The sequence below is a fragment of the Paenibacillus sp. N22P23 genome, from assembly GCF_059383735.1.
Genome location: NZ_JBXENT010000001.1, coordinates 1,408,580 through 1,434,685, shown reverse-complemented (window position 1 = coordinate 1,434,685; position 26,106 = coordinate 1,408,580). Strand labels below are relative to the sequence as shown.

Genomic DNA, 26,106 nt, shown 5'->3' with positions numbered 1-26,106 from the left:
CTACTTGCCGGGAGGTGCTAAACATTGAGAAATGTGACTTCACATGCGGTGCGATTAGAAGATTTGAAAGGCAAATTGATTGTCTCCTGCCAAGCATTCCCTGGCGAAGCGCTGTATGGCAGCGATATGATGAGCCGAATGGCGCAAGCCGCCCAGCGAGGCGGCGCATCGGCGATCAGAGCCAATTCACCTGAAGATGTTGCTGCAATATGCGAGGCCGTCGATTTGCCCGTTATTGGATTATGGAAGCAATCTTACCCGGATTCGGAAGTGTACATCACCCCTACCTATGCAGATGTAGAGCAGGTCGCGCAAGCCGGCGCTTCCATCGTCGCCTTGGACGCAACACGAAGGGTAAGGCCTGGAGGAGAGACACTCGAGGAAATTGTTGCTAAGGCTAGGTCACAGCTAAGCTGCATGTTAATGGCTGATGTTTCAACGATGGAAGAAGGGCTGCACGCTGAGAAGCTGGGGTTCGATATTATCTCAACAACCTTGTCCGGATACACCTCTTACAGCGAGCAGTCGGACGATCCTGATTTTGCTCTCGTCTCGGAACTGGCCGAACGACTCTCCGTACCTGTATTTGCGGAAGGACGCATCCGGACGCAGGATCAGACGATTCGTCTGCTGCAAAGCGGAGCTTATGCCATCGTGATTGGCGGTGCAATTACAAGGCCGGAGCTTATCACGAGACAATTCGTCGAAGCAATGAACAGCGTGCATTAGCGGTACTTTTTCAGCATTTCAGGCTTCCTATATTGTAATAGAGCATCCATTTTCACCTTGATTACCATTCTTGCACGGGAGGCGTCTATTCGTGTCGAAGTTTACGAAGACCCAGGACAGTTCAAATACGCTGCTCGTCATCGCGAGCATGTATAAATCGCTTAGCCGGACCGAGCAGAAAATAGCCGATATCATTCAAGAGGATCCGGAAAGCGTCGTGTATGCCACTTTGACAGATCTGGCAGAGAAAGCGGATGTTGGTGACACGTCCGTACTGCGTTTGTGCAGGAAGCTTGGCTTTCGGGGCTACCAGGAATTTAAACTCTCCTTAGCTCAGGATCTCGTAAATCCGGTCAAGAACGTGCACAGTGAGATCGAGGAAAGCGACGATATCGCGACAATCGCGAGCAAAATTACGGCGGAGAATAAAGCCTTTCTTGAGAATACACTTGCGCTTCTCGACATGAGGGAATTGCAGAAAGCGATAGATGCGATCGCGAAGGCGGACAAAATTTATTTTATCGGGGTAGGCTCTTCCTCCAATACGGCGGCAGATGCGAAATACCGGTTTATGCGCCTTGGGTTTCATACCGAGCTCATCACGGATTCCCATGTCATGGCCATGGTTTCCACGCTGATGACCAGCCGAGACGTTGTCTTCGCCGTCTCTACGTCGGGGAGCACGAAGGACATCGTCGACACCGTCCGAATCGCCAAAAGCAACGGCGTATTCTTCGTCTGTCTCACCAGTCACGCTAAGTCACCGATCACGCAATTTGCTAACGCGGTATTGCTATCTTGCTCCAAGGAATCGCCGCTTCAAGGCGGTGCATTCCGCTCTAAGATTACCCAAATTCACGTGTTGGATATTTTGACGACGGCAGCGGCTATCCAGTGCAAGGAAAAGGCATATCCGGCCATTGAGCTGACGTCCAAAGCTGTAAGCGATAAATTATATTAAGCGACATCCAGATGACTTCCTCGTTCGAACAGTAGTGTTCCGATTAGGGAGTTTTTTGTACCCTACAACCCATTCAACTAGATCAGACGAATAGATCGCACTGTTCGCTTATCTTATCCCAATGATTGACCAAGAAAATGGAGGGTTGAACATGGTAAAAAGAGGTTGGAAAAGGTCGTATGTCTTATTAACGCTCTCGGCAATGGTAAGTCTCTCGATTGCAGGCTGCTCCTCAAATTCGAACTCGAATTCGGAAGAGGGGAACAAGCCGGCACAAACCACGACTGCTGAAGCAAACAGCACGAATGGGAACACGACGACGAAGGAGGAAGACACGAAAACGGAAGCGCCGAAAGAGAAAACGGTGGTGGACTTCTGGTATTTGTGGGGCGGCACGGAAGCAGAGAATCTGGAGAAGCTGATCACTGAATTCAACGGTTCTCAGGATTTGTACACTGTCAAAGGGTTGTCTGTTCCTGACATGCAGAAGATTATCGTGGCACTATCAAGCGGCAGCGGACCTGATATTACCGACAATTTCAGCTCGAATACAGCTTCTTATGCGGAGAAAGGGATTCTTGAACCGCTTGACGAATATATCGCCAAGGACAATTACGACATGTCGGACTTCGTCCCAGGTGCGCTGAAGAGCGGCCAATATAACGGTAAAACGTATGCACTGCCGATAAACGTAAACTTCTACATGATGTTCTACAACAAGAAGCTATTCGCAGACGCTGGCATAACCGCGCCGCCTACAACGGACAAAGAGCTGCTCGATGATGCCATAAAGTTAACGCAGTTAAATGATGACAAATCGATCAAAGTAATGGGCTTTCCGGATTTCCCACTCGTCTATTACGTGAATCCGATGTCCTTCGCGCTTGGCGGCGATTTTGTATCCGCAGACGGCAAGCTCACTCCTAACAACTCCGGCACCTTAGCTGCCATTAACCTCATGAAGTCCTACCGCGAGAAATTCGGCGTTGACAATATCACGAAATTTAACTCCTCGTCCAAATACATGGACGCTACCGATCCTTTCATCTCAGGCAGACAGGCAATTCGATTTGACGGACCATGGTTCGGCAACATCGTGAAGAATCAGCTCAAGATAGAAGGCTTGGATTATGGCGTAGCACCGCTGCCGGGTCCTGAAGGACAGCCGGGATTAGCAGGCGGCGGAGAAGTCAGTGCTTCGACCTTCTTCATAGCCAAGAATGCGAAGAACAAAGACGGCGCATGGGCGTTCCTCAGCTGGCTGACCTCCAAAGAGTCCATGACCAAATTCAATGCGCTGTTCGGGAACCTGCCGGCACGCACCTCTGTATATGACGATCCTTCTCTACAGGGCTTACCAGACTTCAAGTTGTTTGCAGATGCTGCCAAGAATGCCAACTTGAAAGCATTCCCGGCGGTATCCGTACAGACGGAATATGCGAAGCTGATTTCCGACCAATTCGAACTGGCTGTTAACGGCAAGAAATCGCCGGAGGATGCCCTGAAGGAAGCGGACGAGAAGGCAAGCGCGCTTAAATAAAGAAGCTGATCGTCTCTTTCGGACTCCTGGCGGATTAGGAGTCCGAGGGAGACGTAGCTGATTCAACCGCTTCGGAGGTGTGCGATGGGGAAGAATACTGTAAAAGGTCTGTTGTTTGCCAGTCCGTGGCTAATCGGATTTCTTGGGCTCACGCTGTATCCGATCATACTTTCCTTCTATTACGGCTTCACGGAATTCAATGCGTTTCAGCCGCCTAAGTTTGTCGGATTCGGCAATTATACGGAATTGTTCCATGATGATTTATTCTGGATCAGTGTGCGCAATACGCTGTATCTCACCTTATTAGGAACGCCGCTGAACCTCGCTTTTGCCCTTCTAGTTGCGCTGCTGCTTAACGTGAAGGTAAGAGGGATGGCCGCGTATCGGACGTTATTTTATATGCCGACGATTGTTCCTCTTGCTGCTTCAACGCTGCTGTGGATCTGGATTCTGAATGGACAATATGGCCTGCTGAATGGATTGCTGACAAAGCTCGGGCTCTATGCGCCAAGCTGGCTGGGAGATCCGGTATACACGAAACCGTCGCTGTTGATCATTGGGGTGTGGGCAGTAGGCAACGTCATCGTCATTTTCTTAGCCTCGCTGCAAGACGTATCGGCAACCTTGTATGAGGCAGCAGAGATCGACGGTGCAAGCGTATTTAGACGGTTTCTTCACATTACACTGCCTAGCATTTCCCCGATTATTCTCTTCCAGTTGATCATGCAGCTCATTAACGGATTTCAATATTTCACCCAGGCTTACTTCATTATCGGCAGCTCCGGCGGCTTGAACGGCAGTCAGATTGGCGGTCCGGAGAACTCGCTGCTCGTCTACGCGGTCTACCTTTACCACAATGCGTTCTATTATCTGAAAATGGGAAAAGCATCGGCGATGGCATGGTTGATGTTCGTGATTGTCGGTTTCGTAACGTGGATCGTGTTCAAAACGTCCAAAAAATGGGTCACCTATGGAGGGGATTAACGTTGACGACGAGACCTCTTGCCAAAACAGTGAATCGCAGCATTCTTCCTCATACGGCGCTCATCGTGCTCAGCCTGATCTTCGTCGTTCCTTTTCTATGGCTTGTATGTACTTCGCTTAAATCATTGAATGAAATCTCCCAATCGACGCTGACGATCATTCCTCAAACCTTTCATTGGGATAACTATATCCGCGTGTTTGAACGCATCCCTTATACACGCTACATGATGAACACGTTGTTCGTAACCGTGATGAGTGTCATTGGACAGCTGATTTCGTCTTCTCTGGTCGCCTATTCGCTTACAAAGGTAGAGTGGGATGGCCGAAAATACATATTTCCGGTCATTGTTGCCACGATGCTGCTTCCGTTTCAAGTGACGATGATTCCGGTCTACATGATTTATCAGAAGCTTGGTTTGGTGGGGAGTTACTGGCCGCTGATTATACCTACATTCACCGGTGCACCGTTCTATATCTTTCTGCTGAGGCAGTTCTTCATGACGCTGCCGGATTCGCTCATTCAAGCCGCGAGAATTGATGGCGCGAGCGAATGGACGATTTTTACCCGCATCGTGATCCCGCTGTGTAAGCCAGCGCTGGCGGCTATTGGAATATTCACGTTTCTCTACACGTGGTCCGATTTTCTCGGTCCGCTTCTCTATTTGAATGACAGTGCCAGGTATACCCTTACCCTTGGCTTGCAGGCGTTTATGGCGGAGCACTACGTGGAATGGGATTTGCTGATGGCAGCTTCTACATTGTTCACCTTGCCGATCATCATTATGTTTTTCTTCGCGCAAAAGTATTTCATCGAAGGGATTACGTTAACAGGTATCAAGGGTTAATCTGCGTCAGCGGGACAAACCTATAAATTATCGGCGAAGCGGGGAATGGCATATGACAGCTGCACGTGTACTACCGATATCGGGAACGTGGTTTGATTTTCACCACCCCAACCCTTACGAGGGGGACCATTGGAATGCGACAACCGATCAATTCCGTGCGGGCGATTGGGAACTGAAGATCACGGAAATGGTGGATGCCGGGATGGACACGCTTATTCTCATGTCGGTGGCGCTGCATGGCAAGACGTTCTATCCATCGGATGTTATCAAAGAGCGCTGGAATTTAGTCTGTCCCGATCCGCTGGAGGTCGTGCTTAAGGTGGCTGATCGGCTAGGTGTTTCCGTGTTTCTTGGCCTGGGATTTTTCTCTACGCCGATCTTTCACGGGTTCGGTCAAGGCGGCGATGCAACCCGGTATCGATTCGAGTTTGCAACTGAGCTCTCGCAGCGTTATGGGCAGCATTCTTCATTTCGAGGCTGGTATTTCCCGGTGGAAGCGGCGATTGAACAGTATTTTCCCGAGCCTTACTTAGAATATGTCAATACACTTGCGAACCATTGTCGCAAGCTCGGCCCGCAGCAGGTGCTGATTGCACCATTCGGTACACGTTCGATAAAGGCGGATGAACATTTCGTCGGTCAATTGCGAGCGATAGATGCGGATTTCATTGCTTATCAGGACGAAGTAGGCGTTGGCAAGACGATTGTTGCTGAACTTGACGATATTTGGGGACGACTACGTGAGGCACATGACAAGGCGGGGAAGCCGCTGTGGGCGGATGTTGAAATTTTCAAATTTCACGGCAAGGTGCTGCATCCGGCGCCATTCGAGCGTGTAAGAGGCCAGCTAGAGGTCGCATCAAAGTACGTTGATAAAATTTTATGCTATCAATATTTAGGGATGTTAAATAAACCGAACAGCCCGGCACATGCGGGGCACCCGGATTCACCGAAGCTGTATCAGGCTTATATGGATTTCATCCAATCGGCGGCACGATTGAAGTGAGGTGATACCAATGACGGACCGAATCGCAGTCATCGGAATCGATATTGGCGGAACGAACATGAAGACCGGCATTGTCGATCGCTCCGGCCATGCACTGCGGGTAGAGATACTGGCAACTGAAGCGCAGCTGGGGAGAGATGCGCTGTTGGATCGCATTAACGGCGTGATTGAACGATATCGTGAAATCGCTCGAATAGAGGGGATCCGACTTGTAGGAGTCGGCATCGGGACGGCGGGTTTTGTGAATAGGGAGGGCGTTATCGGAACGGCTACCGATAACCTGCCGGGCTGGAGCGGCACACAGCTGAAAGCGATCATGGAGCATCGCTGCGGTCTTCCGGTTGAAGTGGATAACGATGTCAATGCCATGGCAATGGGAGAGGTATGGCTTGGGGCGGGACGGCAATGGGCAGATTTTCTCTGCGTCGCGCTCGGTACGGGTGTGGGAGGCTGCTTGATTGTGAATCGGCTGCCGTACCGAGGGAGAAGCGGATATGCCGGTGGATATGGCCACCATGTTATTCAATCGGATGGTGTGCCTTGCAATTGCGGACAACGAGGATGCTGGGAACAATATGCTTCCGTAACGGCACTTAAACGAATGACAGCCGAGCATACGTCCTTGAGCAGTCTTTCACCTGAGGCAATATTTGCTGGCGCACAATCAGGCAATGAGGCGGAGCTCGCCATTGTGGCGCGTTATGCAGACAATATTGCGATTGGACTTGGTAATCTCATTCATGCCTTTAATCCAGGCGCTATCGTCATAGGCGGTGCGGTAACCGAACAAGGGGATTTCTTATTTGATCGTATACGGTCCCGAGTTCGCGCGCATGCGATGAAAGCCTATGTAGATGAGCCGGAGCTCCCGATTGTTCCAGCAGCACTCGGAGAAATGGCAGGTATGTTCGGATCAGCCTATCTCGCGCTGATGAAGGAGCTTGCTGGGTGAGAACAATAGATAAAAAGACAGCGGATTTGCAAGGGTACTACTTGCAATCCGCTGTCTTTTTTGTTGCCTCTTTCGCCGGATACTAGCCTGTCTGTTAACCCGTTGACGGGCTGTTAGGGACATTACCCTTCTGATTCCGATTCCGATCCGTTGAACCGGCAACATTATTCTCGGCTTGCCGAGAATCCGCCTGCAGGGCTGTCATTTTGTCTTGCAAGGTCTTGTTCTTATTTCTGGACAATATGTTTCCTCCTCGTTATGTCGTTGCCTTGAGGGAGGCGGTCATAGCTTGCCCAATTCATGCCAGGCCGATTCTTCATGAAATGGCCTCCATTTATGTCCTGATCGTAACAGTTATTGTCCAGATCGACCATGATTCCGTGCATCGGGTTGATTATGATGAAGGAAGTAATCGTTTTCATTGAAGCGCTCCTTGCTGCCTTAATCGGGTGGTGACAGCCAATTCACCTAGTCAAAAAACAAGTGAAGGAGAGGTATGAACCCAATGATTGGAATTGGAATCCTCGGATTTGCCCACGGGCATGTCAATGCTTATTGTGACGTATGGAGAACGGCTGATCTCGGCGTGAAGGTGCTAGCCGGCTGGGATCATGATGAACAGCGTTTGGAGGCGGCATGTAAGACGCATGAGCTACAAGGGTATGCGGATGCTGCGGAATTGCTTGAACGAAGCGATATTCAGGCGGTAGTTATTGCTTCTGAAACATCACGTCATGCTGATTTGGCAGAACTTGCAGCCGCAAATGGAAAGGCGATTATTTTGCAGAAGCCGATGGCGCTCACTATGGCGGAAGCCGATCGCATCGTAGCGGCTGTGCAGAAGCATCAAGTACCGTTTACTCTCGCTTGGCAGATGAGAACGGACCCTCAGAACATTCAGATGAAGCAGTGGATCGAGAGTGGAGAGCTCGGTCAAATCTTTATGGTTCGACGCAGACACGGTCTGCCGGTTGGCCTTCATGCTGATTTTGCGAACTCTTGGCATGTGGATCCGGCTGCGAATCGAGATATATGGGCAGACGATTCTGCGCATCCAACTGATTTCATTCACTGGCTGTTAGGTGAGCCAGAAAGCGTAACGGCTGAAATTGCCTCCATGTACAACCCGCGGATTCCAATGGATAACGGCATTGCCGTGTATCGCTATGCCGGCGGGCCGATTGCTGAAGTGAGCTGCTCTTTCACTTGTACCTCTGCTCAGAATACGACAGAAATCATCGGAGAGCTGGGCACGATCGTCCAGAACTACGGGGACGCCACAAGCTGTAATGTACCTCGTCCGGATGACGGCGCTGGCCTCATGAAATATACGACTGCTACCGGCACTTGGACGCCGAGCGAGATTGAAACCCCGGCGAATCATGGTATCCGTATACGCGGATTGGCAGAGCCGCTCGCTGCATTCCTTCGCGGTGAACGCGAGCCGATTGCTACTGTCGAGGACGGACGCACATCGCTCCGAATAGTGCTTGCTTCTTACATATCGAACGAAGAGGGCCGGCGAGTGCTGCTGGGCGATCCGAAGATCGATAACATGCAATAGATAATCTTAACCCAATACAAACATTCAGGAGGATCAATCCATGGCAGTTAAAATCGGAATTGTAGGTATGAACGGAATCGGAAATTTGCACGCGGTTTGTCATAAGGAAGATACGCTTGCTGATCTCGTCGCGGTTTGCGATATCGTGAAGGAACGCGCGGACGCGGCAGCCGAGAAATACGGCGTGAAAGCCTATTACAGCTTGAAAGAGATGATCGAGAACGAGCCGGACATCGAAGTGATCGACGTCACGACTGGCGGGATCGACAACGGAAGCTGGCATTTCGAGCCGGCGATGGAAGCCATCAGCTACGGGAAGCATGTGTTGGTGGAAAAGCCGCTATGCCATGATATTCGCGAAGCGCGCGAGCTCGTTGCCTATGCGGAGAAGCAGAAGGTGTACCTCGGCTGCAACCTGAACCATTATTTCACGGAGCCGGCTGCCAAAGGCAAGCAATACATCGAGAATGGCGATATCGGTGAGCTTGTGTACTGCTTGGCTAAGATGGGCTTTAACGGCGGAGAAGCCAATTATGGACCTGCCGGCTCTGGTAAAGTGAAAGGCCATCCCTATTTTCATATGAAAGCATTCCTTACGCATCCGCTTAGTGTAATGAGACATTTCTGCGGCGATATTACGCACATTCAGACGTTCTCGGATCGTCCCGGTTTCCGCAAAAGCGCAGGGGATGTTATGGCATCGATTAACAGCATCCATCTGAAATTTGCCAATGGCGGTGTAGGCTACTTGCTGAGCCAGCGCGGCGATGCGGTTTATGGACTTGGCGGCTGGTGGAGTCTTGAAATGGCGGGTACGAAAGGGACATTCTGCATCGAGAATTGCGTGGAGAAAATCTCGTACTGGAAAGCGGCTAAAGGCATTCCGGCAATCAGTGTGCAGCCAGAGCCTGAAGTGACGGATTATGGAACAAATGACTTCAATTCTACGTTCAATCACAGGCTCCATGCTTTCCTGGAGGATGTATCGAACAAGGTTCCATTCGAGGAGCTGCGTGCTAATGGCCGTGATGCGCTTGCTGTATTGGAATATACGTTCGCAGTAATCGAGTCGTTCGAGCGCGGCGGGGAAATGGTCAGACCGCATCCGCTGCCGCCGCTTCATGGCGATCCGTTGTTCTTGAAATAAAAACTAACATTAATCAGAACCATGAGGAGGAACTTACTATGATTCAAGTTGGCGTAAACTCGGTATTATTCAAATCTTATGATTTCGCTCAAGCAGCGAAGCTTATTGCGCAATGCGGGTACGACGGAGTAGAAATCTCGGCCATTCAAGGTATGTGTGAGCATCTTGATCTTAGCCGCTGGCAGGAGCAGAAAGATGAGCTGCTGGCGATCGTGCAAGAGAACGGATTGAAGTTTCTCTCGATGGAAGTAGCATCGCTTAACGAAGAACGACTGCTGCTTGCTTTCGAAGCGGCACAAGCGATTGGAATACCGATTGTAAATGTTGGTCCGGGCGGGAAATCCGGCGTGGACGAGGATTTGGCTGCATCGATCGCAACGCTGAGCCGCTTGTCCGAGATAGCCGGTACTTTCGGCGTTACGCTATGCGTGAAAGCGCATGTCGGCAGCTCCATCTACAACACGCCGACTACACTTGCGGCAATGGAACAAATTGCGTCGTCTTCGTTCGGCATCGATATGGATCCAAGCCATATCCATCGCTCAGGCGAGAACGCCGAAGAAGCACTTCCTGCCGTCATCAGCCGCGTGAAACATATTCACATCCGCGATTGCAAAGGCCGCGAACAAGGCCCGGGTTCAATCGAGCTGCAAGCATGCGGTCGAGGGGAAATCGATTTGTTTGGCTATTGTGAAGCATTAGTAGATGGTGCTTACGACGGTCCTGTAGTACTTGAAGTCATCGGCGCGCAGCCAACCCATACTATTGAACAAGTAACAGCTGTAGCGGCCGAATCTTACGGCTATCTGAATGCTATTTTCAAGAAATTAAACGCCCGATAGACGGGACGGAATAAGTCGTTATCAATCAACTCATCCCAAATACGCTTAGGAGGCTACTTCTATGTCCGCAAAAAAACCTAATCTTCTATTCTTCGGCATCGACAGCTTGCGCCGCGATCATATGAGCGGCTATGGCTATTCGCGTCTGACGACGCCATATATCGACAAACTTGCTTCGCAAGGTGTGTTGTTCGAGCAGCATTTTAGCCCGAGCATTCCGACTACGCCTGCTTATGCTTCCATGCTTACAGGGATGGACGTGTTCGGAACGGACGTCGTGGCGCTGCGCCATGAAGGACCGCTGGGCGGTCATGTGGATACGCTCGCTGAAGTGCTGGAAGCGAATGGCTACAATACGACATGTATTGGATTTACCGGTAATCCATCCGCGCGCGGATTCCAGAACTACCTGAACTATGAGTCTTGGCTTCCGAATGAGGAGAACGGGCGTGCGCCGAAAGCGGAGAACCTGAACGATGTGGCTATTCCTGAGCTGGAGCGCCTCGCGGCAGAGGATAAACCGTTCTTCCTGTTCCTGCGTCATATGGATCCACATTCGCCGTATTTGCCTCCGCAGCCGTTCGAGCGGATGTTCTATGGGAAAGACGAGAAGGACCCATCCAATACTTCGATGGAGCCTGTCTATGACTTCAAGCCGTTCGGCGATTATCTGAAATCATGGATCGGGGAAGACGTGACGGACCATGAGTATGTTACCGCTCAGTACGATGGTTCGATCGCGTATATGGATATTGCCATTCAGTCGCTATTCACTAAACTTGCCGATATGGGACTAGAGGAAGATACACTTATTGTTATTACGTCCGATCACGGCGAAACGCTGTATGAGCATGATTGTTATTTTGACCACCACGGTCTCTATGATTGCACGCTTGTCGTTCCGCTTATCATTAAGTTCCCTGGACGCGTGCCGGCTGGCACGAGAGTTTCGAGCGTCAGCGTCATTTCGGACATTATGCCAACGGTTCTGGACCTGCTCCAAATTGACTCAGGTACCTCTTATGACGGGCGCAGTCTGAACGCTTTCATCACAGGTGACGCCGACAGCAGTTTGGAGAAAAGCGAACTCTACATTACGGAGTGCACCTGGATGCGTAAACACGGCTGGCGTACGCCGGAGTGGAAGCTGATATGCTCGCTAGAGCCTGATTTCCATTACAAGCCGGAGATCGAGCTGTACAATCTCATTCGCGATCCGCAGGAGAACGTGAACGTAGCAGATCAGGAACCGGAAGTGGTTGCTTTCTTGCAGCAGCGAATGAATGAGTATATTGCCAAACGTGAGGAAGAAGTCAACCGGACTAATCCGATTTACACGAACACCAATTGGCACGGACAGAACAAAATATTCACCTCCTCGCAGGAGGCTTACGATTCGCTCTATATCGGGTCTATCAACAATGCACGCAAGCTGCAGCAGAAGGAGAAGGAACAAGAAGAGGAAGTTAAAGAGACGGTGGAAAGCAATGATTAAAGTAGCAGTCGTCGGCGTTAACCATATCGGCAAAATCCACTGTCATGCGTACAAAAGGCATCCGGATACCGAACTGACGGCGGTATGCGATCTCATGCCGGAGCGCGCTGAGGCGGCTGGGAAGCTGCATGGCGTTCCGTTCTATACGGATTTACGCGAGCTGCTTGAGCAGGAAGACGTAGATGTCGTCGTTGTGGCCACGGCCGGCGTTGAGAAGGGCAGCCATCACTTCGCGCCAACTATGATAGCCATAGAGGCGGGCAAGAATGTGTTCGTCGAGAAACCGATCTCCAACTCCATTGAAGAGGCTCGTACAATGGTGGCAGCTGCGAGAGCGCAAGGCGTTCGACTGGCTTGCAACTTGAATCACCGGTTCACGCCGGCTGCCTATAAAGCCAAGGAGCTTGTCACTTCCGGCAAGCTCGGTTCCTTGCTCTTCCTGAATATGCGGCTTACCATCCGCAATCCGCAGGAAGATACGGAATGGCTGCATATGCGTGCGCTGCATCCGCATTCTATCGATGTTATGCGTTATTTTGCTGGGGATATCAAGCGGGTTCAATCCTTTATGACCAAGGCTCCGGGCCGCGAATCGTGGTCGACCGTATCGATTAATATGGAATTCGCATCCGGCGCTGTCGGACATTTGACGGGGAGCTACGATATGTCGATGCGGCACCCCATTGAGTATTGCGAAGTTGCAGGGAATGAAGGTAGGATCGTAGTAGATAACGTGTACGAAAGCATGACGTATTACCCGCATGAATCCGATGAACTGACCGTCGTTCGAAATCCGCTGTTCGGCGGCATGAAAGGGTTTGACGATACGTTTGATCAGCGCATCAATTGTTTCATCGAGGAGATTAAATCAGGCGTTACACCTGAACAAATAACGGCATCAGGAGCAGACGCGCTCGCTGCCCAAGAAGTGATTGAAGCGGCGATTACGTCGCATCAGCTTGGCGGAGCTCCGGTTACAGTCCATAGATAGGGATGCTGCAGGAGATACGGAGGGAAACGATCATGAAGAGCGGTTACGGCTCGGTATTATGGTTTACCGGACTATCCGGCGCTGGAAAAACAACGACAGCCAAAGCCGTAGAGAAGAAGCTGCTTGAACGCGGACGACGGGTAGAACTGCTCGATGGCGATGAGCTGCGAGCTACGATTTGCAAAGGGCTGGGCTTTAGCATGGAGGATCGATTCGAGAACATTCGAAGAATCTCATACATTGCCAATCTGCTCTCCCGCAACGGGGTTGATGTGCTGGTTTCAGCCATCAGCCCTTACAAAGCGATGAGAGATTACGCGAAACAGCAAATTCCATCCTTTGTGGAAATCTACGTGAAATGCCCGCTCCATGTGTGTGAAATGCGCGATGTGAAAGGGTTATACGCCAAGGCGAGATCTGGGGAAATCGTCCATTTCACCGGCGTATCGGATCCTTATGAGGAACCGGAGAATCCAGCCATTACGCTGTGCACCTCCACCCAGGCGCCGGAGCAGAATGTAGACGCGGTTCTGGCATGGATTGATCAAAGCACATCGACGATGTATAAAGACAACCAGAAAGGACTCGGTGGGCTATGAAAATCATTCTAATATCGCTCGATACGCTTCGGGCATCTCGTTTAAGCAGTTATGGCTATACGAAGCGAACTAGTCCCCATTTGGATCAAATCGCACGCGATGGAGTACTCTTCGAGCAGGCGTATGCGGCCGATATTCCTACAGAGGTAGCCCATACCGGTGTCTTTACCGGCAAAATCGGTCTCACTACCGGCGCCGTCTCACACGGTTCCGATTTGACGCAGCTGCCGAAATCGGTGGAATGGCTTCCGAACTTGCTGCGTTCGGCCGGGTTTACAACGGGTGCCGTCGATAATATGTATCAGTTGAAGGAATGGTTTGCTCGCGGCTACAACTACTATATTAACAGCGTTGGCGGCAACCGCTGGATTGATGGCAGCACAATCAACAAACTGGCTCTGCCTTGGATCGAGCAGCATAAAGACGAATCATTCTTCCTGTTTCTGCATTATTGGGATGCGCACACACCGTATTTGCCCCCGGAGTCTTACATTCCGGAGTTTTATGATTCGGCGAAGGATCCGTTTGATCCGCGCAACAAAAGCATGGAAGGCGCCTATAATCACTCGGCTTATCCGTTCTTCAAGCACCATCATTATGATCTCGTCGGCCAAGTGACCGACAGTGATTATTATGATGCGCTCTATGACGCGGAAATCCGTTATTTGGATGATCGCTTGAAGGAACTTGACGATCATTTGGCGAAGCTAGGTATTCAAGAAGAGACGCTGCTCGTGTTATTCGGCGATCATGGCGAGAGTTTGACCGAGCATGATATTTATTGGGATCATTGCGGCTTATATGAGCCAACCGTCCATGTGCCTGTCATTATGAGATGGCCTGGTCGTATGCCGGAGGGAAGACGCGCGTCAGGACTTGTGCAGCAGGTCGACCTGCTTCCGACTTTGCTCGAAGCCATTCGGAAGGAAGCGCCGGATGGAATCGATTTATCGAAGTTGAAGGACCCAGCCGGGCTTGACGGCAAGAGCTTATGGCAAACGATCGATGGGCAGTCTGAAGGGACACATGAAACGGTCTACTTGAGCGAATGTGCGTGGCAGGCAGCCAGAGGAATTCGGACAGATCGCTACAAGTTTATCCGAACCTACGATGCCGGACCTTTTACAAGGCCGCCGCGAGAATTATATGATTTATCTGTTGATCCCGAGGAGAAAGCGAATCTCGCAGATTCAGCGCCGGCGCTGGCTGAAGCGTTCGAGCATGAGCTGGAAGACTGGGTGCAGCGCAAGCTTCAAGGACGACAAGACCCGATGGTCGTGCAGCTAGAGGAGAGAGGTCTGCCGTTCCGCAGACGGATTGAACAGATTTTGGCGGGAGCGGGCATGACTTGGGACGAATGGAAGAGCAATCCGGATCGCTCTAAATTTGATGAAGCGGCCAGTAAACACTCACACATTAAATAATTGCTTCGAGTGCAAGTCAGAGATGTTGGTGAAGGTGGGCGTGTATGAAGGATATATTGAGCAGTAACCGGTATATGAAGGTAGAATTTCCTTTCTGGATTACACGCACGGTTCAAGGTTCGATTCGCGAGCATGGGCATGAATTTGTCGAGCTCGTGTATGTCGTTCGGGGGAAGGGGATGCATGTCTTTGAAGGCACTCATTATGCCTGTCATGCAGGCGATGTATTTATTATCAATCCCGGAGAAACCCATGCCTATGAAGTAGAGAAAGGCGAGCAGATGGAAATTATCAACTGCTTGTTTATGCCCTCCTTCATCCCGGACGCACTGCTGGCCGAACTGGAAATCACCGGATCGATGGATTATTTCTACGTTCATCCCTTCCTGAAGCAAGATGTCCGGTTTAATCATCGGCTTAATTTGCATGGTCAGGATGCGGCTCATGTGCTGATGCTGCTTGAAAATATGCTTCGCGAGATGAATGGGCGCTCGATTGGCCATACCACGCTAATTCGGCTGCAACTCATCGAGCTGCTCGTTTTGCTCTCTCGCTATTACACGTTAATGCAGCAGCAGCGCGCACATCCTTCCCCGCGCCAGATGGAACGTGAAATGACGGCGAAGCGCATCTATGGTTATCTCGAACGTAACTATGAGAAGAAGATTACGCTCCAGTCCTTATCTTATTTGTTCAGCTCCAGCATCCGTCAGCTAAATCGACTCATGCAAGAGGAATATAACCGAAGCGTGTTTGAAGCGCTTCATGAGGTGCGGATCGAGCGCGCCAAACATTTGTTAATGGAATCCGACGAGAAGGTTATTGTCATCGCGACGATGGTCGGTTATGAAGATCAATCCTTCTTTAATCGGTTGTTCCTTAGACATGTCGGCTGTTCACCAAGCCAATATCGTGTAAGTGGCTAACCCGAGAGGAGACAACAACCGTAATGGTACAGCGCCCTCCTAATATATTGCTAATTACGGCCGACCAATTGCGTTATGATTGCGTCGGCTACAGCCGCGTCTATCCGGTTCAAACGCCTAATCTGGACCGCCTTGCGGCGCAGAGCACCGTGTTTCACCACGCTTATTCACACATTCCGGTGTGCAGTCCTGCCCGGCAGTCGATGCTTCATGGCAGAAGGGCCGAAACATTCGGCGCATTGTGGAATTACAATGCGTTTCTACCCGTTGGCAGCTTGCAGCCAGATCAGTATTCCTGGAGTGCAGCGCTCGCAGAGAAGGGATATCGATCCGCTTTTCTCGGCAAATGGGGCGTCAATCCAAGCGAGGATCCTACAGCGTTTGGCTACGACTCTTATGTGAGTGAAACCGAGTACAGAGCCTTTCGAAAGAATCGCTATCCTGATGCAGCCTATACGAACGGCTATTTCGGCGAGACGAATCCGATCCCACTGGAGGATTCGGAGACCCATTGGTTCGCGGAACGGGCAATTGAAGCGTTAGATAGGCTGAACGACGAGGAGGAACCGTGGCATCTGGCTGTTCACTTCGCAGAGCCGCACCTCCCGTGCCGCCCAGCCGGCAGGTTTGCTGACATGTATGATCCGGATGGGATTCCGGAATGGGCAGGGTTTCAAGAATCGTTCAAGGGAAAGCCTTACATCCAGCAGCAGCAGCTGGTTAGCTGGGGTGTTGAGAACTATACTTGGACGGATTGGGCACCGGTTGTTGCTCGATATTACGGAATCATTAGCCAGCTGGATGAGGCAATTGGCCGGATTATCAATGCAGTCGCCCAAAGTGGTGCAGCTGAGAATACAGTCATTATTTTCACAGCTGACCATGGCGATATGTGCGGCTCTCACCGGATGATGGATAAGCATTACATCCTATATGATGACGTAGTTCGTGTGCCGCTTATGATATCATGGCCTGGTCAATTGCAAGCAGGGGCAGAGAGCGAGGCTTTCGTCTATAATTTGCTTGATTTAGGTCCTACCGTATTGGAGCTGGCGGGAGCTGTGGGTGAACCGCCGTCAGTCGAGTTTCATGGCCAATCCATCGTATCTCTATTGAAGGGCAGTGTGCCGCAAGACGTGAACTGGCGGGATGAAATTGTGGCCTCCTACAACGGTCAACAATTTGGTTTGTATACGCAGCGCATGATTCGAACGAAGACATGGAAATACATCTGGAATTTAACTGACACGGATGAGCTCTATAATCTGCAGTCTGATGCGGCAGAATTAATCAATGTTATTGGTGAAGCGGAGCACGGAGAAGTGGTGGCAAACCTGCGTCAGCGTTTGTTTGACCGCCTTACAACAGATGAAGACCCGGTCGTCTTCAACGAATGGACACGCAGACAGCTTCTAAATGGAGCGATATTGCATAGATAAGAAAAGGGATGGATTGGAGTGCGAACTGGGCTAGCGACAGTTGGACACTCCTTTTTCATAGATTCGGTTTTTGGTATAGCTTTTCCAAAGCGTTCCTTTTATAATGAATTCACATATTCTTGTTAGATTATCTAACATGATGGAGTGGGGGAAGACGAATGAACGAACTTTGGAAACAGCGCAAATCTTGGGCAGGTTACGTACTGGTCGTCTTGGCTCTGCATCTCGTGGGTTTCATTGGCTTAATGGTTGCGGTACGTGCGGATGCAGGCTTCTGGAGTCTCGGATTATTGGCGTACACGCTTGGCATGCGACACGCGTTCGATGTAGATCATATTGCGGCTATTGATAATACGGTGCGTAAGCTTGTTCAGCAGAAACGTAATCCGCTTGGCGTCGGCTTCTATTTCTCGCTTGGTCATTCTTCTGTCGTGTTCTTGATGGTCCTCGCCATTGCTTTCTCGGTTAAATGGATTCAGGACGAAATGCCTTTCATGCAGCATACCGGGAAGTTGATCGGCACTTCCGTTTCGGGTATTTTCCTACTCCTTATCGGCATCATCAATTTACTCGTACTTATCAATTTGTTTCAGCTGTTTCGCAAAATGCGCAGCGGCAATCATAATCACGATGAACTGGAAAAGCTCTTAGAAGCTCGAGGATTATTCTCGAGACTGTTTAAGCCGCTGTTTCGACTCATTAGCCGCAGCTGGCATGTATATCCGCTCGGATTTCTGTTCGGTCTTGGTTTTGATACCGCAACAGAGGTGGGGCTGATGGCGATTTCCGCAGGAGCGGCGCAAAGCTCCGTATCGATCCTAGGCATTCTCGCGCTGCCGCTGTTGTTCGCATCCGGCATGAGTCTTCTGGATACGGCGGATGGCATGTTTATGACCAAAGCCTATCGGTGGGCGTTCAATACGCCGCTTCGGAAAATGTTCTATAACGTTACGGTCACCAGTGTATCTGTTGTGTCAGCACTGCTCATCGGCATGGTAGAGCTGCTGCAAATTATGACGGAGAGGCTCCATCTGCAAGCTCCGTTTCTGCAATGGGTTAGCAGGCTTGATTTGGGAGACCTCGGTTATTTCTTAGTCGCCTTGTTCGCCATTGCTTGGCTTGTGTCCGTGATCGTCTGGAAGACGATGAAGCTAGAGGAACGTTACTAGCAGCTCCGGACCGGCAAGGGGACTAGCAACGCAGCAGTTTGACTTGCTATAATGATTGCAGGTAGGTGATCACGATGGCTAAGAAATCAAAGGTTAAACCGACTTCCCATTCGCATCAGCAGCAGAAGCAATCCAATGAGGAGAAGCCTGCGACACTGAAGGATCTATTGCGACCGGAAGTGCTTGATAAGCTCAAAGGCGCTGCACAGGATTTAAAAGATGCGGAGGAGAAGCGTAAGGCAGACCTTCGCAAACAAGAGGAGGAAGCGCGTGCTGCCGAGAAGAAACGGCAAGAGAACGACTTCGAATATCTCCTAAACAACAGCAAGATGGATTGGCGGAATAACAAAAGCTAATCGCAAAGAAAGCTCCTGTCTAGCAAGTAGACAGGAGCTTTTTCATGTATACCTATGGAATTATTTGGATTATTGACACACCTGTCCAATCTTTGTCGTTCAACTTGACATATGAATAGATAAAGGAGGTGATGTATTATGGCTGCTATTTTGCTAGATTCGAAAACATCACAAAATGCGAGTTACGCCAACTCCATTAACGTCCCGATGTTAGTTATCAACACGCCAAACTTGATTGCTCAGCAAACCCTTGATCTATCTGCAGGCGTAGCGGGGCAAACACGGGTCGAATTTACAGGCGTTGCAGCGGTTCAATTGCCGCTTATTCCGCTTTTGACGACGGTTACAGTCTTCGTGACAAGAGGATTGACGGCAGGTGATGTCAACGTGTTCTCCGCTGCGGCAAACCTTTCGCTCAGTATTCTCGGACCACAGCTGATCTCGTTTTCCGGCTCTGATTTCAACGCGCCTAATATTGCGAACCAGGCTTACTCTGTGTGGATCCAGACGTCTGCAATTGGTACAATTCGTGTTGGACCAGAGAGCTTCAACTTCACCGCTTTCACGAACTAAACTAATTTTTATGGAAATAGAGAGGTGCAAGCGCGACATCGCCATGCTATAATGGGGTATCTTGAAAGTTGTAGGAGGTATCCAATTAGACATCATGTGGACCTAATTTTCTGTCGATCATGATTTTCGAAAATGACGATAAGAGATGAGCTCAGCCTGTGCGCGGAGCGGAATAGGTTACGTGTGTCTATAGGAGACGACTCCTTCTGCCTGGATTGATGCCAATTGTTGGCCTCTATTTAAGGTGTGTTCACGCTATCTCTATATCCGCATATCCTTAGCCGCAGGCGTGCCTTGCGGTTTTTTGTTGTCTTCGACAATCATCGCCCATGTCAGTTGTTCAACTAAACTAAAAGTGGTGATTGGTATGACATTATTAACATTACGCGGAATTAAGAAGAGCTTTGGCGATACGAATGTGCTCGTGAAAGTAGACGCCGATCTGGCAAACCGAGAACGAATCGGCTTGGTCGGGATGAATGGTGCAGGCAAAACAACATTGGCCAATATGATATTCGGCAGCATACAGCCTGATGAAGGTAAGCTAACGTTTCATAAGGATCAGCTTCGCATTGGGTATTTGCTGCAATCGACCTCATATACGGTCAGCACGTTCAGTCAAATGATGGACCCATCAGCAGAATCTCGTGAAACCGAGCAGTTCCTGCAAACGGCAAGTCATCTGGGCTTGCAAAAGGTGAAGGAATGGGATGACGAACGTCTTGCTGGACTTAGCGGCGGCGAGAAGACGAAGCTCGCCATCGCTCATATCTGGGCTTCGAAGCCGGATATTCTGCTGCTCGATGAACCGACGAATCACTTGGATTTTGACGGCGTCGATTGGCTTGTGCAAGAGCTTAAACGGTACAGCGGCACGACAATTGTCATCTCGCATGACCGTTATTTCCTCGATCAGACCGTTGACCGGATTATCGAGCTGCAAGATGGCGTTTCGACATCCTTCCCCGGCAACTACACGTTCTATCGGGAGGAGAAAGCCCGCCGGTTCCAAAGCCAGCTGCATCAGTTTGAAGAGCAGCAGAAATATGAACAGAAGATCGAAGCGGAAATCAATCGGCTGAAGAACTGGTCGGACAAAGCGCATCGCGAAGCCGGCAAGGTCGGGAAAATGGCTGAAATGCGTACTGGTGTGAAAGAATTTTATCGCAGCAAGGCCAAAGCCATGGATAAGCAGATCAAGTCTCGGCTGCACCGACTGGAGAAGATTGATCTGGAAGGCGTGAAGAAACCGGCTGAGGAAGCGAAGGTATCCTTCGGGTGGGATCAGCCGGAGAAACGCGGCAGGCGCATCGTAGAAGCGCAGCGGATTAGCAAGTCCTATGGCAGCAGATCGCTGTTTACAGACAGCTCTTTCTATCTGCAGCGGGGAGAGAAAGTCGGCTTACTCGGACCAAACGGAAGCGGCAAGACGACCCTTATTCAAATGCTGCTCGGACAGAAATCAGTCGATGCCGGCCAGCTGTGGATCAGCCCCACAGCCAAGGTCGCTTATTTAACGCAGGATGTGTCCGATCTGGATCAACGGCGCACTGTTCTCGAGCTGCTTCAAGACAGCCATGACATTCGCAGTGATGTCGGGAAAGCGCGAACTTTGCTGGCTAATATGGGCTTTGATGCCTCCATGCTCCAGAAGCCGATTGCGCAGTTAAGTCTTGGGGAACGAACGCGTATTAAGCTCTCGCAGCTCATGATGCGCGAGCAGGACCTGCTGATTCTGGATGAGCCGACGAATCATCTGGATTTGACTAGCCGTGAGCAGCTGGAAGAAACGTTAGCGGACTATCGCGGAACGCTGATTGTCGTCTCCCATGACCGGTATCTGATGGATAAGATTTGCACGAAGCTGCTCGTATTCCAAGATGGCGGGATCAAGCGAATCGAATCCGGCTACGAGGCGTTTCGCGACAAACCGCACGCTTCGCAAACTGCGGAATCAAGCGAGAATAGGGATGCACAGCAGGAGCTCGAGGAAGAGAAGATGGTTATCGCGAACCGGATCGCATTTCTATTAGGCGAATTCAGTTTGCTGAAGCCAACCGACAGCCGTTATACGGAGCTCGACGCTGAGTATAAGCAGCTCCTAGCCCAGAGGAAACAGCTGAATACACGATAACACAATCCAAGAGTTATGTCGGTATGCTATTGCTGCCGCATAACTCTTTTTATGGTCAAACAGCCATCGGTCAAGTGCTTCAATTGCATGAAAATGAGAAACGGCTTTACGATTTCTGAATATAATAATGTAACGTTTGCAGCAGTGAATGACAACGTATTCACCGCCGCATACTAAGTGCTGAAGGTCGAACTAACTTAATTGGCCAACACAACAGGGCGGTGACAACAGCATGCAGGCAGATGTTACCTTGGATTGGGATGTCTACTTATTGGCGGGCGTAGGCTCGAGTCGTACGATTTTTGCGGAATGTGTAAAGGAACTGAAGCGTAAATATGCCGAAGCCGGCAAAGCGTCGAGCATCAGGGAACTCTTCCCGTATGGCGATCATACACACAATTTCTTTCATCAGCTGCTGCGGGTGCGCAAGGATCTATACCGGTTTCGACGTGCTGTTCAGTTTGGTGCTCGTGCCGTAGCGGGACAGGTGCGCATGCAATCCGCAGGCAAACCAGTGCTGTTCATCGGGCATAGCGGGGGAGGCGTAGCCGCTTACCAAGCAGCTGTCATGCTGCATAAAGAAGGCATTATTCCGGATTGGCGAGTTGTGCAGGTTGGCTCACCTAAGATGCCGATTGCAGCGGACTACATCAGTAAAGTACATTATGTCGTGGCGGTAAACGAGAAAGGTGCGTGTGCCGATTTAATAACGCGGCTGGGCAGTTGGGGCGGAATTAGCCGAAACCGGTATGGCATGTGGTACTGGAATCGTGTAAAATATGCTCCGAAACATATTATTCCACTTCCGTTAATCGGGGGGCATCAACACTATTTCCGCAAAGAAGCGCCATACGTTCATCCCGAGAGAGGCCCTAACCTAGTCGTTATGATCGATATGATCTGGGAGCGGGTAGCCAGGGAACTGGCTCTTGCAGCTTCGAGTTTAATGTAAGTGCGCGGATTTGCAGGCAAGAAGGGGAAAATAGGCCATGATTCGTACCATTCATACGTACCAAGCCACGATGCAAGACCTTCCTGAGCTGGCGATTATGTTTGATCAATACCGGCAATTCTACGGCCAGCCTGCTGATCGAGAAGGCGCTCTGCAGTTTCTGAGGGAGCGATTCATTCATCGGCAATCGGTCGTATTTGTCGCGAAGTGTGACGAACAATTGATCGGATTTACACAGCTTTACCCGACCTTCTCCTCAATCTCTATGCAGAGGTCGTGGATTCTCAACGATCTGTATGTCCTGGAAGCTTATCGAAGTGTTGGCGCCGGACAGATGCTGCTTGATGCCGCGAAGCAGTACGGTGAGCAGACAGAAGCGAAGGGGATCGAATTGTCTACCGCTGTTGACAATAGGGTCGCGCAGCGACTTTATGAGCGCAATGGCTATGAGAAGGACGATACTTACTTGCACTATTACCGTAAATTATAAGAAAAAAAGCTTGGTGAGCAGCGCATGATCATGCATTGCGCGCACCAAGCTTTTTTCTATGTTCCGACTGTTATACTTCCGATGTGGATTCGCTCGTTTCCGTGTTGTTCGAGCTGCGGGTTTTACGCGGTCCTTTGGCCATTTCAGCATCGAAATAAGCTTCAAGCTCGGCAACTTTACGCGGGTCCTCAAGTGTAACCTTGCCGCTAAGTACATGCTCAACGATCATCGCCCAGGTCGGCGTTACTTTCTGCGATGCGATAATGCGGATCGCGTTCTTGACGATTTTGCGTTCCTTCGCGTTCGAATAGACGTCCTTGAACTGCTGATTCCGCTCGAAATCCATATGTTCAAAAACAGCACGGAAGATGTCTGCCGTCATTCGTGCATCTTCCAAAGCGCGATGGGCATTGTTATCTTCACCGCCAAGTCCCAGCTCATTAAGGGCCGTTTCGACGCTCACATCGTTAGTGACGTCCTTATAGCGGATATAGCCTTTCAACAAATCGAAGTAATTGACTGCGAGCCAATAAGCATCGTCCATGTTATGCATGCGCGTATCAAACACAATCCGCTTCATATCTTCGCCGCCCCAAGTGACGAACAGGAAGTTCTCATTAGAGCCGAGCCAGTTCATAAAGTCACGAATAACGGCCGGAAAGCCTTCTGCCGCATCGATGCCTTCTTGCGGAATACCGGTTTTCTTCTTAATGAATTCGTTGAGCTTGGCAAAATAGACCGGTTTGACTAAAGCAGAGAATTCAGCAATGGGCTGTAAATCCGCATTCAATCTGACCGCTCCGATTTCGATGACCTCCATCGGCAATTCGCTTGCGAATTTACGTCCGTTAAACTCGATGTCCAAAATAATGTAGTCCAATTATGAAACCTCCGCTGCATTGTTGTCGTCCTTCATTGTAACAGAATTAGGGCCATGCTGTCTTGGCGTAGTCGGAAGTTGCAGCCTAAGCAGAAGTAATAGCAATTTTTGACTGGTTATTAGATAATGGAGTCCGAATAATCGATGGTTCAGTTCATAGCAGGAGGTGCCTGTAGTGGTTACTTTTCTACAGCTTAATACGATCTTTCTAAGCATGATCATGGAAGCGATTCCTTTTATCCTGCTCGGCGTCATCATTTCCGGACTTATCCAGACTTTTCTGTCTGAACGAGTGATCGCACGGATTCTTCCGCGAAACCGTTACTTGTCGACCTTCATTGGCTGCGGGGTGGGACTGTTCTTCCCGGCTTGCGAATGCGGCATTGTTCCCATTACAAGGCGGCTGATTCGCAAAGGTGTGCCTCTGCACGCGGGCATTGCATTCATGCTGACCGGTCCGATCATTAATCCGATCGTGTTGTTCGCAACATACATCGCATTCGGGAATGATTGGAACATTGTGCTGATCCGCGGTGGGATGGCTATCGTCGTGGCGTACATTACGGCGATCGTCATTTCCTATCTGTATCCGAAGCTTCCGCTCAGGGGGATGGAGGGAGCGAGTGCTGAAATCGCTGCAGGTGCTGACACCGTCCCATCTGAGCGTGTTCATGTGCCGCTGCATTCGCGCTTGTACGAAGTGATGCAGCATGCGATCGACGAGTTTTTCTCCGTTGGAAAATACTTAGTTCTTGGTGCATTCATCGCAGCGTCGATGCAAACCTTTATTCCCACGTCAACGCTGATGCATATCGGCAGTACACCAATTGCAGCTTCCTTGATGATGATTGGACTGGCGTTCATCATGTCACTGTGCTCGGAAGCCGACGCATTCATTGCTTCTTCCTTTCGGAGTACGTTCTCGATCGGCTCATTGTCTGCTTTTCTCGTATTCGGACCTATGATCGATATCAAGAACACGCTCATGCTGCTGGCTGTCTTCCGTGGAAAATTCGTGCTTGTACTCATTGCGCTGGTAGCGGCTTGTACGCTGGCTTCATCATTGCTAGTAGGGAGGCTGATGGGATGATTCGTCTATATGTGCTTGCAGGGTTCGCGTGCTTGTTTATTATGATGCACCTTGGCGGCAATTTGAATAAATACATTAACCTGAAGTACGCGTATTTGACGCAAAGTGCGATCGTGATGCTGATTATTCTGTTTCTATTCGAATTTGTGCGGCTGTATAAGAAGGAGAGGGAAGAGAGCAGGCGGAAGTCGAATCGGCATGTCCAAGGGCAGGAGTTACATCACCATGAACAACATGATCATGAGCATTCACATGCGCATCATGACCATGACCACCATAACCATGACCACGCGCATGCGCATCATGATCATTTGGGCCATTCCCATGATCAGCCTATTCGCTGGAAGCGTATTGTCTCGTACAGCATTTTGATTTTCCCGCTTCTCACCGGCTTCTTCCTGCCCGTTCAAACGCTTGATTCCAGTTTCGTGAAGGCGAAAGGCTTCTCGTTCCCGAATTTCGACGCTTCTGCAGATAATCCCGGCTTTCACCAGTTTCTGAAGCCTGATTCCAGTGTGTTCTATGGCAAACAAGGTTATGCGAAGGTGTCGCGCCAAGAGCTGCAGGAGTTTCTGCCTTTGAAGGAGGTTGGACTGACGGATGTCAACTATTTGAAGGGACTTGAAGCGATCTATAACTTCCCGGATGCGTTTATCGGTCGGAAGGTCAGCTTTGACGGGTTTGTCTATGCGGGGGAGCAGACGGAAGCGAATCATTATTTTGTGTTCCGCTTCGGTTTCATTCATTGCGTAGCAGATTCAGGCGTCTTCGGGATGTTGGTCGATTTTCCGTCAGACACGGCCGACTTTCATAACGATGAATGGGTCCGAGTAACCGGCACGTTGTCATGGTCGTTCTATCAGCCATTCAAGCAGACAATTCCGATGCTGAACGTGAGCGAATGGAAATCGATTCCGAAACCGAAGGATCCCTATGTATACCGCGCTTAACAACAATAAAGGCTCTCTGCTCAGATTTCGAACGAGCAGAGAGCCTTTATTTCCATTTCTGGTTTACT

At 50.1% G+C, this 26,106-nt stretch carries 27 protein-coding genes; 24 read left to right on the top strand and 3 right to left on the bottom strand.

What is annotated here, in order from left to right:
• The first annotated feature begins 33 nt into the window (after positions 1-33).
• The 7 genes from AC506A_RS06860 (at position 34) to AC506A_RS06830 (ending at position 7,017) form a co-directional block, all read left to right on the top strand.
• Positions 34-729, top strand: a complete 696-nt coding sequence (locus AC506A_RS06860; RefSeq protein WP_495460982.1) for an N-acetylmannosamine-6-phosphate 2-epimerase — start codon at positions 34-36, stop codon at positions 727-729.
• A gap of 91 nt (positions 730-820) precedes the next feature.
• On the top strand, positions 821-1,690 hold the full coding sequence (locus AC506A_RS06855) for a MurR/RpiR family transcriptional regulator (RefSeq protein WP_495460220.1): 870 nt from the start codon (positions 821-823) through the stop codon (positions 1,688-1,690).
• Positions 1,691-1,841: 151 nt separating this feature from the next.
• Positions 1,842-3,230: an ABC transporter substrate-binding protein gene (locus AC506A_RS06850; RefSeq protein WP_495460219.1), complete on the top strand. Its 1,389-nt coding sequence runs from the start codon at positions 1,842-1,844 to the stop codon at positions 3,228-3,230.
• 84 nt (positions 3,231-3,314) lie between these two features.
• Positions 3,315-4,214: a carbohydrate ABC transporter permease gene (locus AC506A_RS06845; protein ID WP_495460218.1), complete on the top strand. Its 900-nt coding sequence runs from the start codon at positions 3,315-3,317 to the stop codon at positions 4,212-4,214.
• 2 nt (positions 4,215-4,216) lie between these two features.
• Complete coding sequence (locus AC506A_RS06840) at positions 4,217-5,059, top strand: carbohydrate ABC transporter permease (RefSeq protein WP_495460217.1); 843 nt, start codon at positions 4,217-4,219, stop codon at positions 5,057-5,059.
• 52 nt (positions 5,060-5,111) lie between these two features.
• Entirely contained in the window at positions 5,112-6,065 is a 954-nt protein-coding gene (locus tag AC506A_RS06835) for a DUF4434 domain-containing protein (protein WP_495460216.1), read from the top strand.
• 10 nt (positions 6,066-6,075) lie between these two features.
• Positions 6,076-7,017, top strand: coding sequence for an ROK family protein (locus tag AC506A_RS06830; protein ID WP_495460215.1), 942 nt, complete (start codon positions 6,076-6,078; stop codon positions 7,015-7,017).
• A gap of 94 nt (positions 7,018-7,111) precedes the next feature.
• On the opposite strand, the gene AC506A_RS06825 is transcribed toward AC506A_RS06830, so the two are convergent.
• Both AC506A_RS06825 and AC506A_RS06820 read right to left on the bottom strand, forming a co-directional pair.
• Positions 7,112-7,258: a hypothetical protein gene (locus AC506A_RS06825; RefSeq protein WP_495460214.1), complete on the bottom strand. Its 147-nt coding sequence runs from the start codon at positions 7,256-7,258 to the stop codon at positions 7,112-7,114.
• Complete coding sequence (locus tag AC506A_RS06820; protein WP_495460213.1) at positions 7,245-7,439, bottom strand: hypothetical protein; 195 nt, start codon at positions 7,437-7,439, stop codon at positions 7,245-7,247. The genes AC506A_RS06825 and AC506A_RS06820 overlap by 14 nt, the downstream gene beginning before the upstream one ends.
• Positions 7,440-7,522: 83 nt before the next feature.
• On the opposite strand from AC506A_RS06820, the gene AC506A_RS06815 reads away from it, so the two are divergent.
• The 15 genes from AC506A_RS06815 (at position 7,523) to AC506A_RS06745 (ending at position 23,118) form a co-directional block, all read left to right on the top strand.
• Positions 7,523-8,581, top strand: a complete 1,059-nt coding sequence (locus AC506A_RS06815) for a Gfo/Idh/MocA family protein (RefSeq protein ID WP_495460212.1) — start codon at positions 7,523-7,525, stop codon at positions 8,579-8,581.
• A 40-nt stretch (positions 8,582-8,621) separates the two neighbouring features.
• Positions 8,622-9,728, top strand: a complete 1,107-nt coding sequence (locus tag AC506A_RS06810; protein WP_495460211.1) for a Gfo/Idh/MocA family protein — start codon at positions 8,622-8,624, stop codon at positions 9,726-9,728.
• A gap of 38 nt (positions 9,729-9,766) precedes the next feature.
• Positions 9,767-10,570 carry a sugar phosphate isomerase/epimerase family protein gene (locus AC506A_RS06805; protein WP_495460210.1) on the top strand — a complete coding sequence of 268 codons (804 nt, stop codon included), beginning with the start codon at positions 9,767-9,769 and terminating at the stop codon, positions 10,568-10,570.
• Positions 10,571-10,631: 61 nt separating this feature from the next.
• A complete protein-coding gene (locus AC506A_RS06800; protein WP_495460209.1) occupies positions 10,632-12,065 on the top strand; it encodes a sulfatase family protein in 1,434 nt (477 codons plus the stop codon).
• Positions 12,058-13,056 (top strand): Gfo/Idh/MocA family protein, encoded by a 999-nt coding sequence (locus AC506A_RS06795; RefSeq protein ID WP_495460208.1) that lies wholly within the window; start codon positions 12,058-12,060, stop codon positions 13,054-13,056. Before AC506A_RS06800 ends, AC506A_RS06795 begins: the two co-directional genes overlap by 8 nt.
• A gap of 32 nt (positions 13,057-13,088) precedes the next feature.
• A complete protein-coding gene (cysC, locus tag AC506A_RS06790) occupies positions 13,089-13,655 on the top strand; it encodes an adenylyl-sulfate kinase (protein ID WP_495460207.1) in 567 nt (188 codons plus the stop codon).
• Positions 13,652-15,079 (top strand): sulfatase family protein, encoded by a 1,428-nt coding sequence (locus AC506A_RS06785; protein WP_495460206.1) that lies wholly within the window; start codon positions 13,652-13,654, stop codon positions 15,077-15,079. The genes cysC and AC506A_RS06785 overlap by 4 nt, the downstream gene beginning before the upstream one ends.
• Before the next feature lie 44 nt (positions 15,080-15,123).
• The gene (locus AC506A_RS06780) at positions 15,124-16,005 is read left to right on the top strand and encodes an AraC family transcriptional regulator (RefSeq protein WP_495460205.1); all 882 of its coding nucleotides are present in this window, start codon (positions 15,124-15,126) and stop codon (positions 16,003-16,005) included.
• 23 nt (positions 16,006-16,028) lie between these two features.
• Positions 16,029-17,444, top strand: coding sequence for a sulfatase family protein (locus AC506A_RS06775; protein WP_495460204.1), 1,416 nt, complete (start codon positions 16,029-16,031; stop codon positions 17,442-17,444).
• A 158-nt stretch (positions 17,445-17,602) separates the two neighbouring features.
• A complete protein-coding gene (locus tag AC506A_RS06770; protein WP_495460203.1) occupies positions 17,603-18,613 on the top strand; it encodes a HoxN/HupN/NixA family nickel/cobalt transporter in 1,011 nt (336 codons plus the stop codon).
• A gap of 74 nt (positions 18,614-18,687) precedes the next feature.
• Positions 18,688-18,969 carry a YqkE family protein gene (locus tag AC506A_RS06765; RefSeq protein ID WP_495460202.1) on the top strand — a complete coding sequence of 94 codons (282 nt, stop codon included), beginning with the start codon at positions 18,688-18,690 and terminating at the stop codon, positions 18,967-18,969.
• Positions 18,970-19,107: 138 nt separating this feature from the next.
• The gene (locus tag AC506A_RS06760; RefSeq protein ID WP_495460201.1) at positions 19,108-19,542 is read left to right on the top strand and encodes a hypothetical protein; all 435 of its coding nucleotides are present in this window, start codon (positions 19,108-19,110) and stop codon (positions 19,540-19,542) included.
• 367 nt (positions 19,543-19,909) lie between these two features.
• Positions 19,910-21,676: a ribosomal protection-like ABC-F family protein gene (gene abc-f / locus AC506A_RS06755; RefSeq protein WP_495460200.1), complete on the top strand. Its 1,767-nt coding sequence runs from the start codon at positions 19,910-19,912 to the stop codon at positions 21,674-21,676.
• A 232-nt stretch (positions 21,677-21,908) separates the two neighbouring features.
• The gene (locus tag AC506A_RS06750) at positions 21,909-22,628 is read left to right on the top strand and encodes an alpha/beta hydrolase family protein (protein ID WP_475779953.1); all 720 of its coding nucleotides are present in this window, start codon (positions 21,909-21,911) and stop codon (positions 22,626-22,628) included.
• 49 nt (positions 22,629-22,677) lie between these two features.
• A complete protein-coding gene (locus AC506A_RS06745; RefSeq protein ID WP_495460981.1) occupies positions 22,678-23,118 on the top strand; it encodes a GNAT family N-acetyltransferase in 441 nt (146 codons plus the stop codon).
• Positions 23,119-23,188: 70 nt separating this feature from the next.
• Here the strand turns inward: AC506A_RS06745 and AC506A_RS06740 are convergent, their stop codons facing one another.
• Positions 23,189-23,998, bottom strand: a complete 810-nt coding sequence (locus AC506A_RS06740) for a 3'-5' exonuclease (protein ID WP_495460199.1) — start codon at positions 23,996-23,998, stop codon at positions 23,189-23,191.
• Between the two features lie 175 nt (positions 23,999-24,173).
• On the opposite strand from AC506A_RS06740, the gene AC506A_RS06735 reads away from it, so the two are divergent.
• Complete coding sequence (locus AC506A_RS06735) at positions 24,174-25,088, top strand: permease (RefSeq protein WP_495460198.1); 915 nt, start codon at positions 24,174-24,176, stop codon at positions 25,086-25,088.
• Entirely contained in the window at positions 25,085-26,038 is a 954-nt protein-coding gene (locus AC506A_RS06730) for a TIGR03943 family putative permease subunit (RefSeq protein WP_495460197.1), read from the top strand. The genes AC506A_RS06735 and AC506A_RS06730 overlap by 4 nt, the downstream gene beginning before the upstream one ends.
• The last annotated feature ends 68 nt before the right edge of the window (positions 26,039-26,106 follow it).

Bases quoted from the DNA above. Each gene is read 5' to 3' on its own strand.
- AC506A_RS06850 (WP_495460219.1), top strand. From the start codon at position 1,842: ATGGTAAAAAGAGGTTGGAAAAGGTCGTATGTCTTATTAACGCTCTCG.
- AC506A_RS06845 (WP_495460218.1), top strand. From the start codon at position 3,315: ATGGGGAAGAATACTGTAAAAGGTCTGTTGTTTGCCAGTCCGTGGCTA.
- AC506A_RS06835 (WP_495460216.1), top strand. From the start codon at position 5,112: ATGACAGCTGCACGTGTACTACCGATATCGGGAACGTGGTTTGATTTT.
- AC506A_RS06830 (WP_495460215.1), top strand. From the start codon at position 6,076: ATGACGGACCGAATCGCAGTCATCGGAATCGATATTGGCGGAACGAAC.
- AC506A_RS06820 (WP_495460213.1), bottom strand. From the start codon at position 7,439: ATGAAAACGATTACTTCCTTCATCATAATCAACCCGATGCACGGAATC.
- AC506A_RS06815 (WP_495460212.1), top strand. From the start codon at position 7,523: ATGATTGGAATTGGAATCCTCGGATTTGCCCACGGGCATGTCAATGCT.
- AC506A_RS06810 (WP_495460211.1), top strand. From the start codon at position 8,622: ATGGCAGTTAAAATCGGAATTGTAGGTATGAACGGAATCGGAAATTTG.
- AC506A_RS06805 (WP_495460210.1), top strand. From the start codon at position 9,767: ATGATTCAAGTTGGCGTAAACTCGGTATTATTCAAATCTTATGATTTC.
- AC506A_RS06800 (WP_495460209.1), top strand. From the start codon at position 10,632: ATGTCCGCAAAAAAACCTAATCTTCTATTCTTCGGCATCGACAGCTTG.
- AC506A_RS06795 (WP_495460208.1), top strand. From the start codon at position 12,058: ATGATTAAAGTAGCAGTCGTCGGCGTTAACCATATCGGCAAAATCCAC.
- cysC (WP_495460207.1), top strand. From the start codon at position 13,089: ATGAAGAGCGGTTACGGCTCGGTATTATGGTTTACCGGACTATCCGGC.
- AC506A_RS06785 (WP_495460206.1), top strand. From the start codon at position 13,652: ATGAAAATCATTCTAATATCGCTCGATACGCTTCGGGCATCTCGTTTA.
- AC506A_RS06780 (WP_495460205.1), top strand. From the start codon at position 15,124: ATGAAGGATATATTGAGCAGTAACCGGTATATGAAGGTAGAATTTCCT.
- AC506A_RS06775 (WP_495460204.1), top strand. From the start codon at position 16,029: ATGGTACAGCGCCCTCCTAATATATTGCTAATTACGGCCGACCAATTG.
- AC506A_RS06770 (WP_495460203.1), top strand. From the start codon at position 17,603: ATGAACGAACTTTGGAAACAGCGCAAATCTTGGGCAGGTTACGTACTG.
- AC506A_RS06765 (WP_495460202.1), top strand. From the start codon at position 18,688: ATGGCTAAGAAATCAAAGGTTAAACCGACTTCCCATTCGCATCAGCAG.
- AC506A_RS06760 (WP_495460201.1), top strand. From the start codon at position 19,108: ATGGCTGCTATTTTGCTAGATTCGAAAACATCACAAAATGCGAGTTAC.
- abc-f (WP_495460200.1), top strand. From the start codon at position 19,910: ATGACATTATTAACATTACGCGGAATTAAGAAGAGCTTTGGCGATACG.
- AC506A_RS06750 (WP_475779953.1), top strand. From the start codon at position 21,909: ATGCAGGCAGATGTTACCTTGGATTGGGATGTCTACTTATTGGCGGGC.
- AC506A_RS06730 (WP_495460197.1), top strand. From the start codon at position 25,085: ATGATTCGTCTATATGTGCTTGCAGGGTTCGCGTGCTTGTTTATTATG.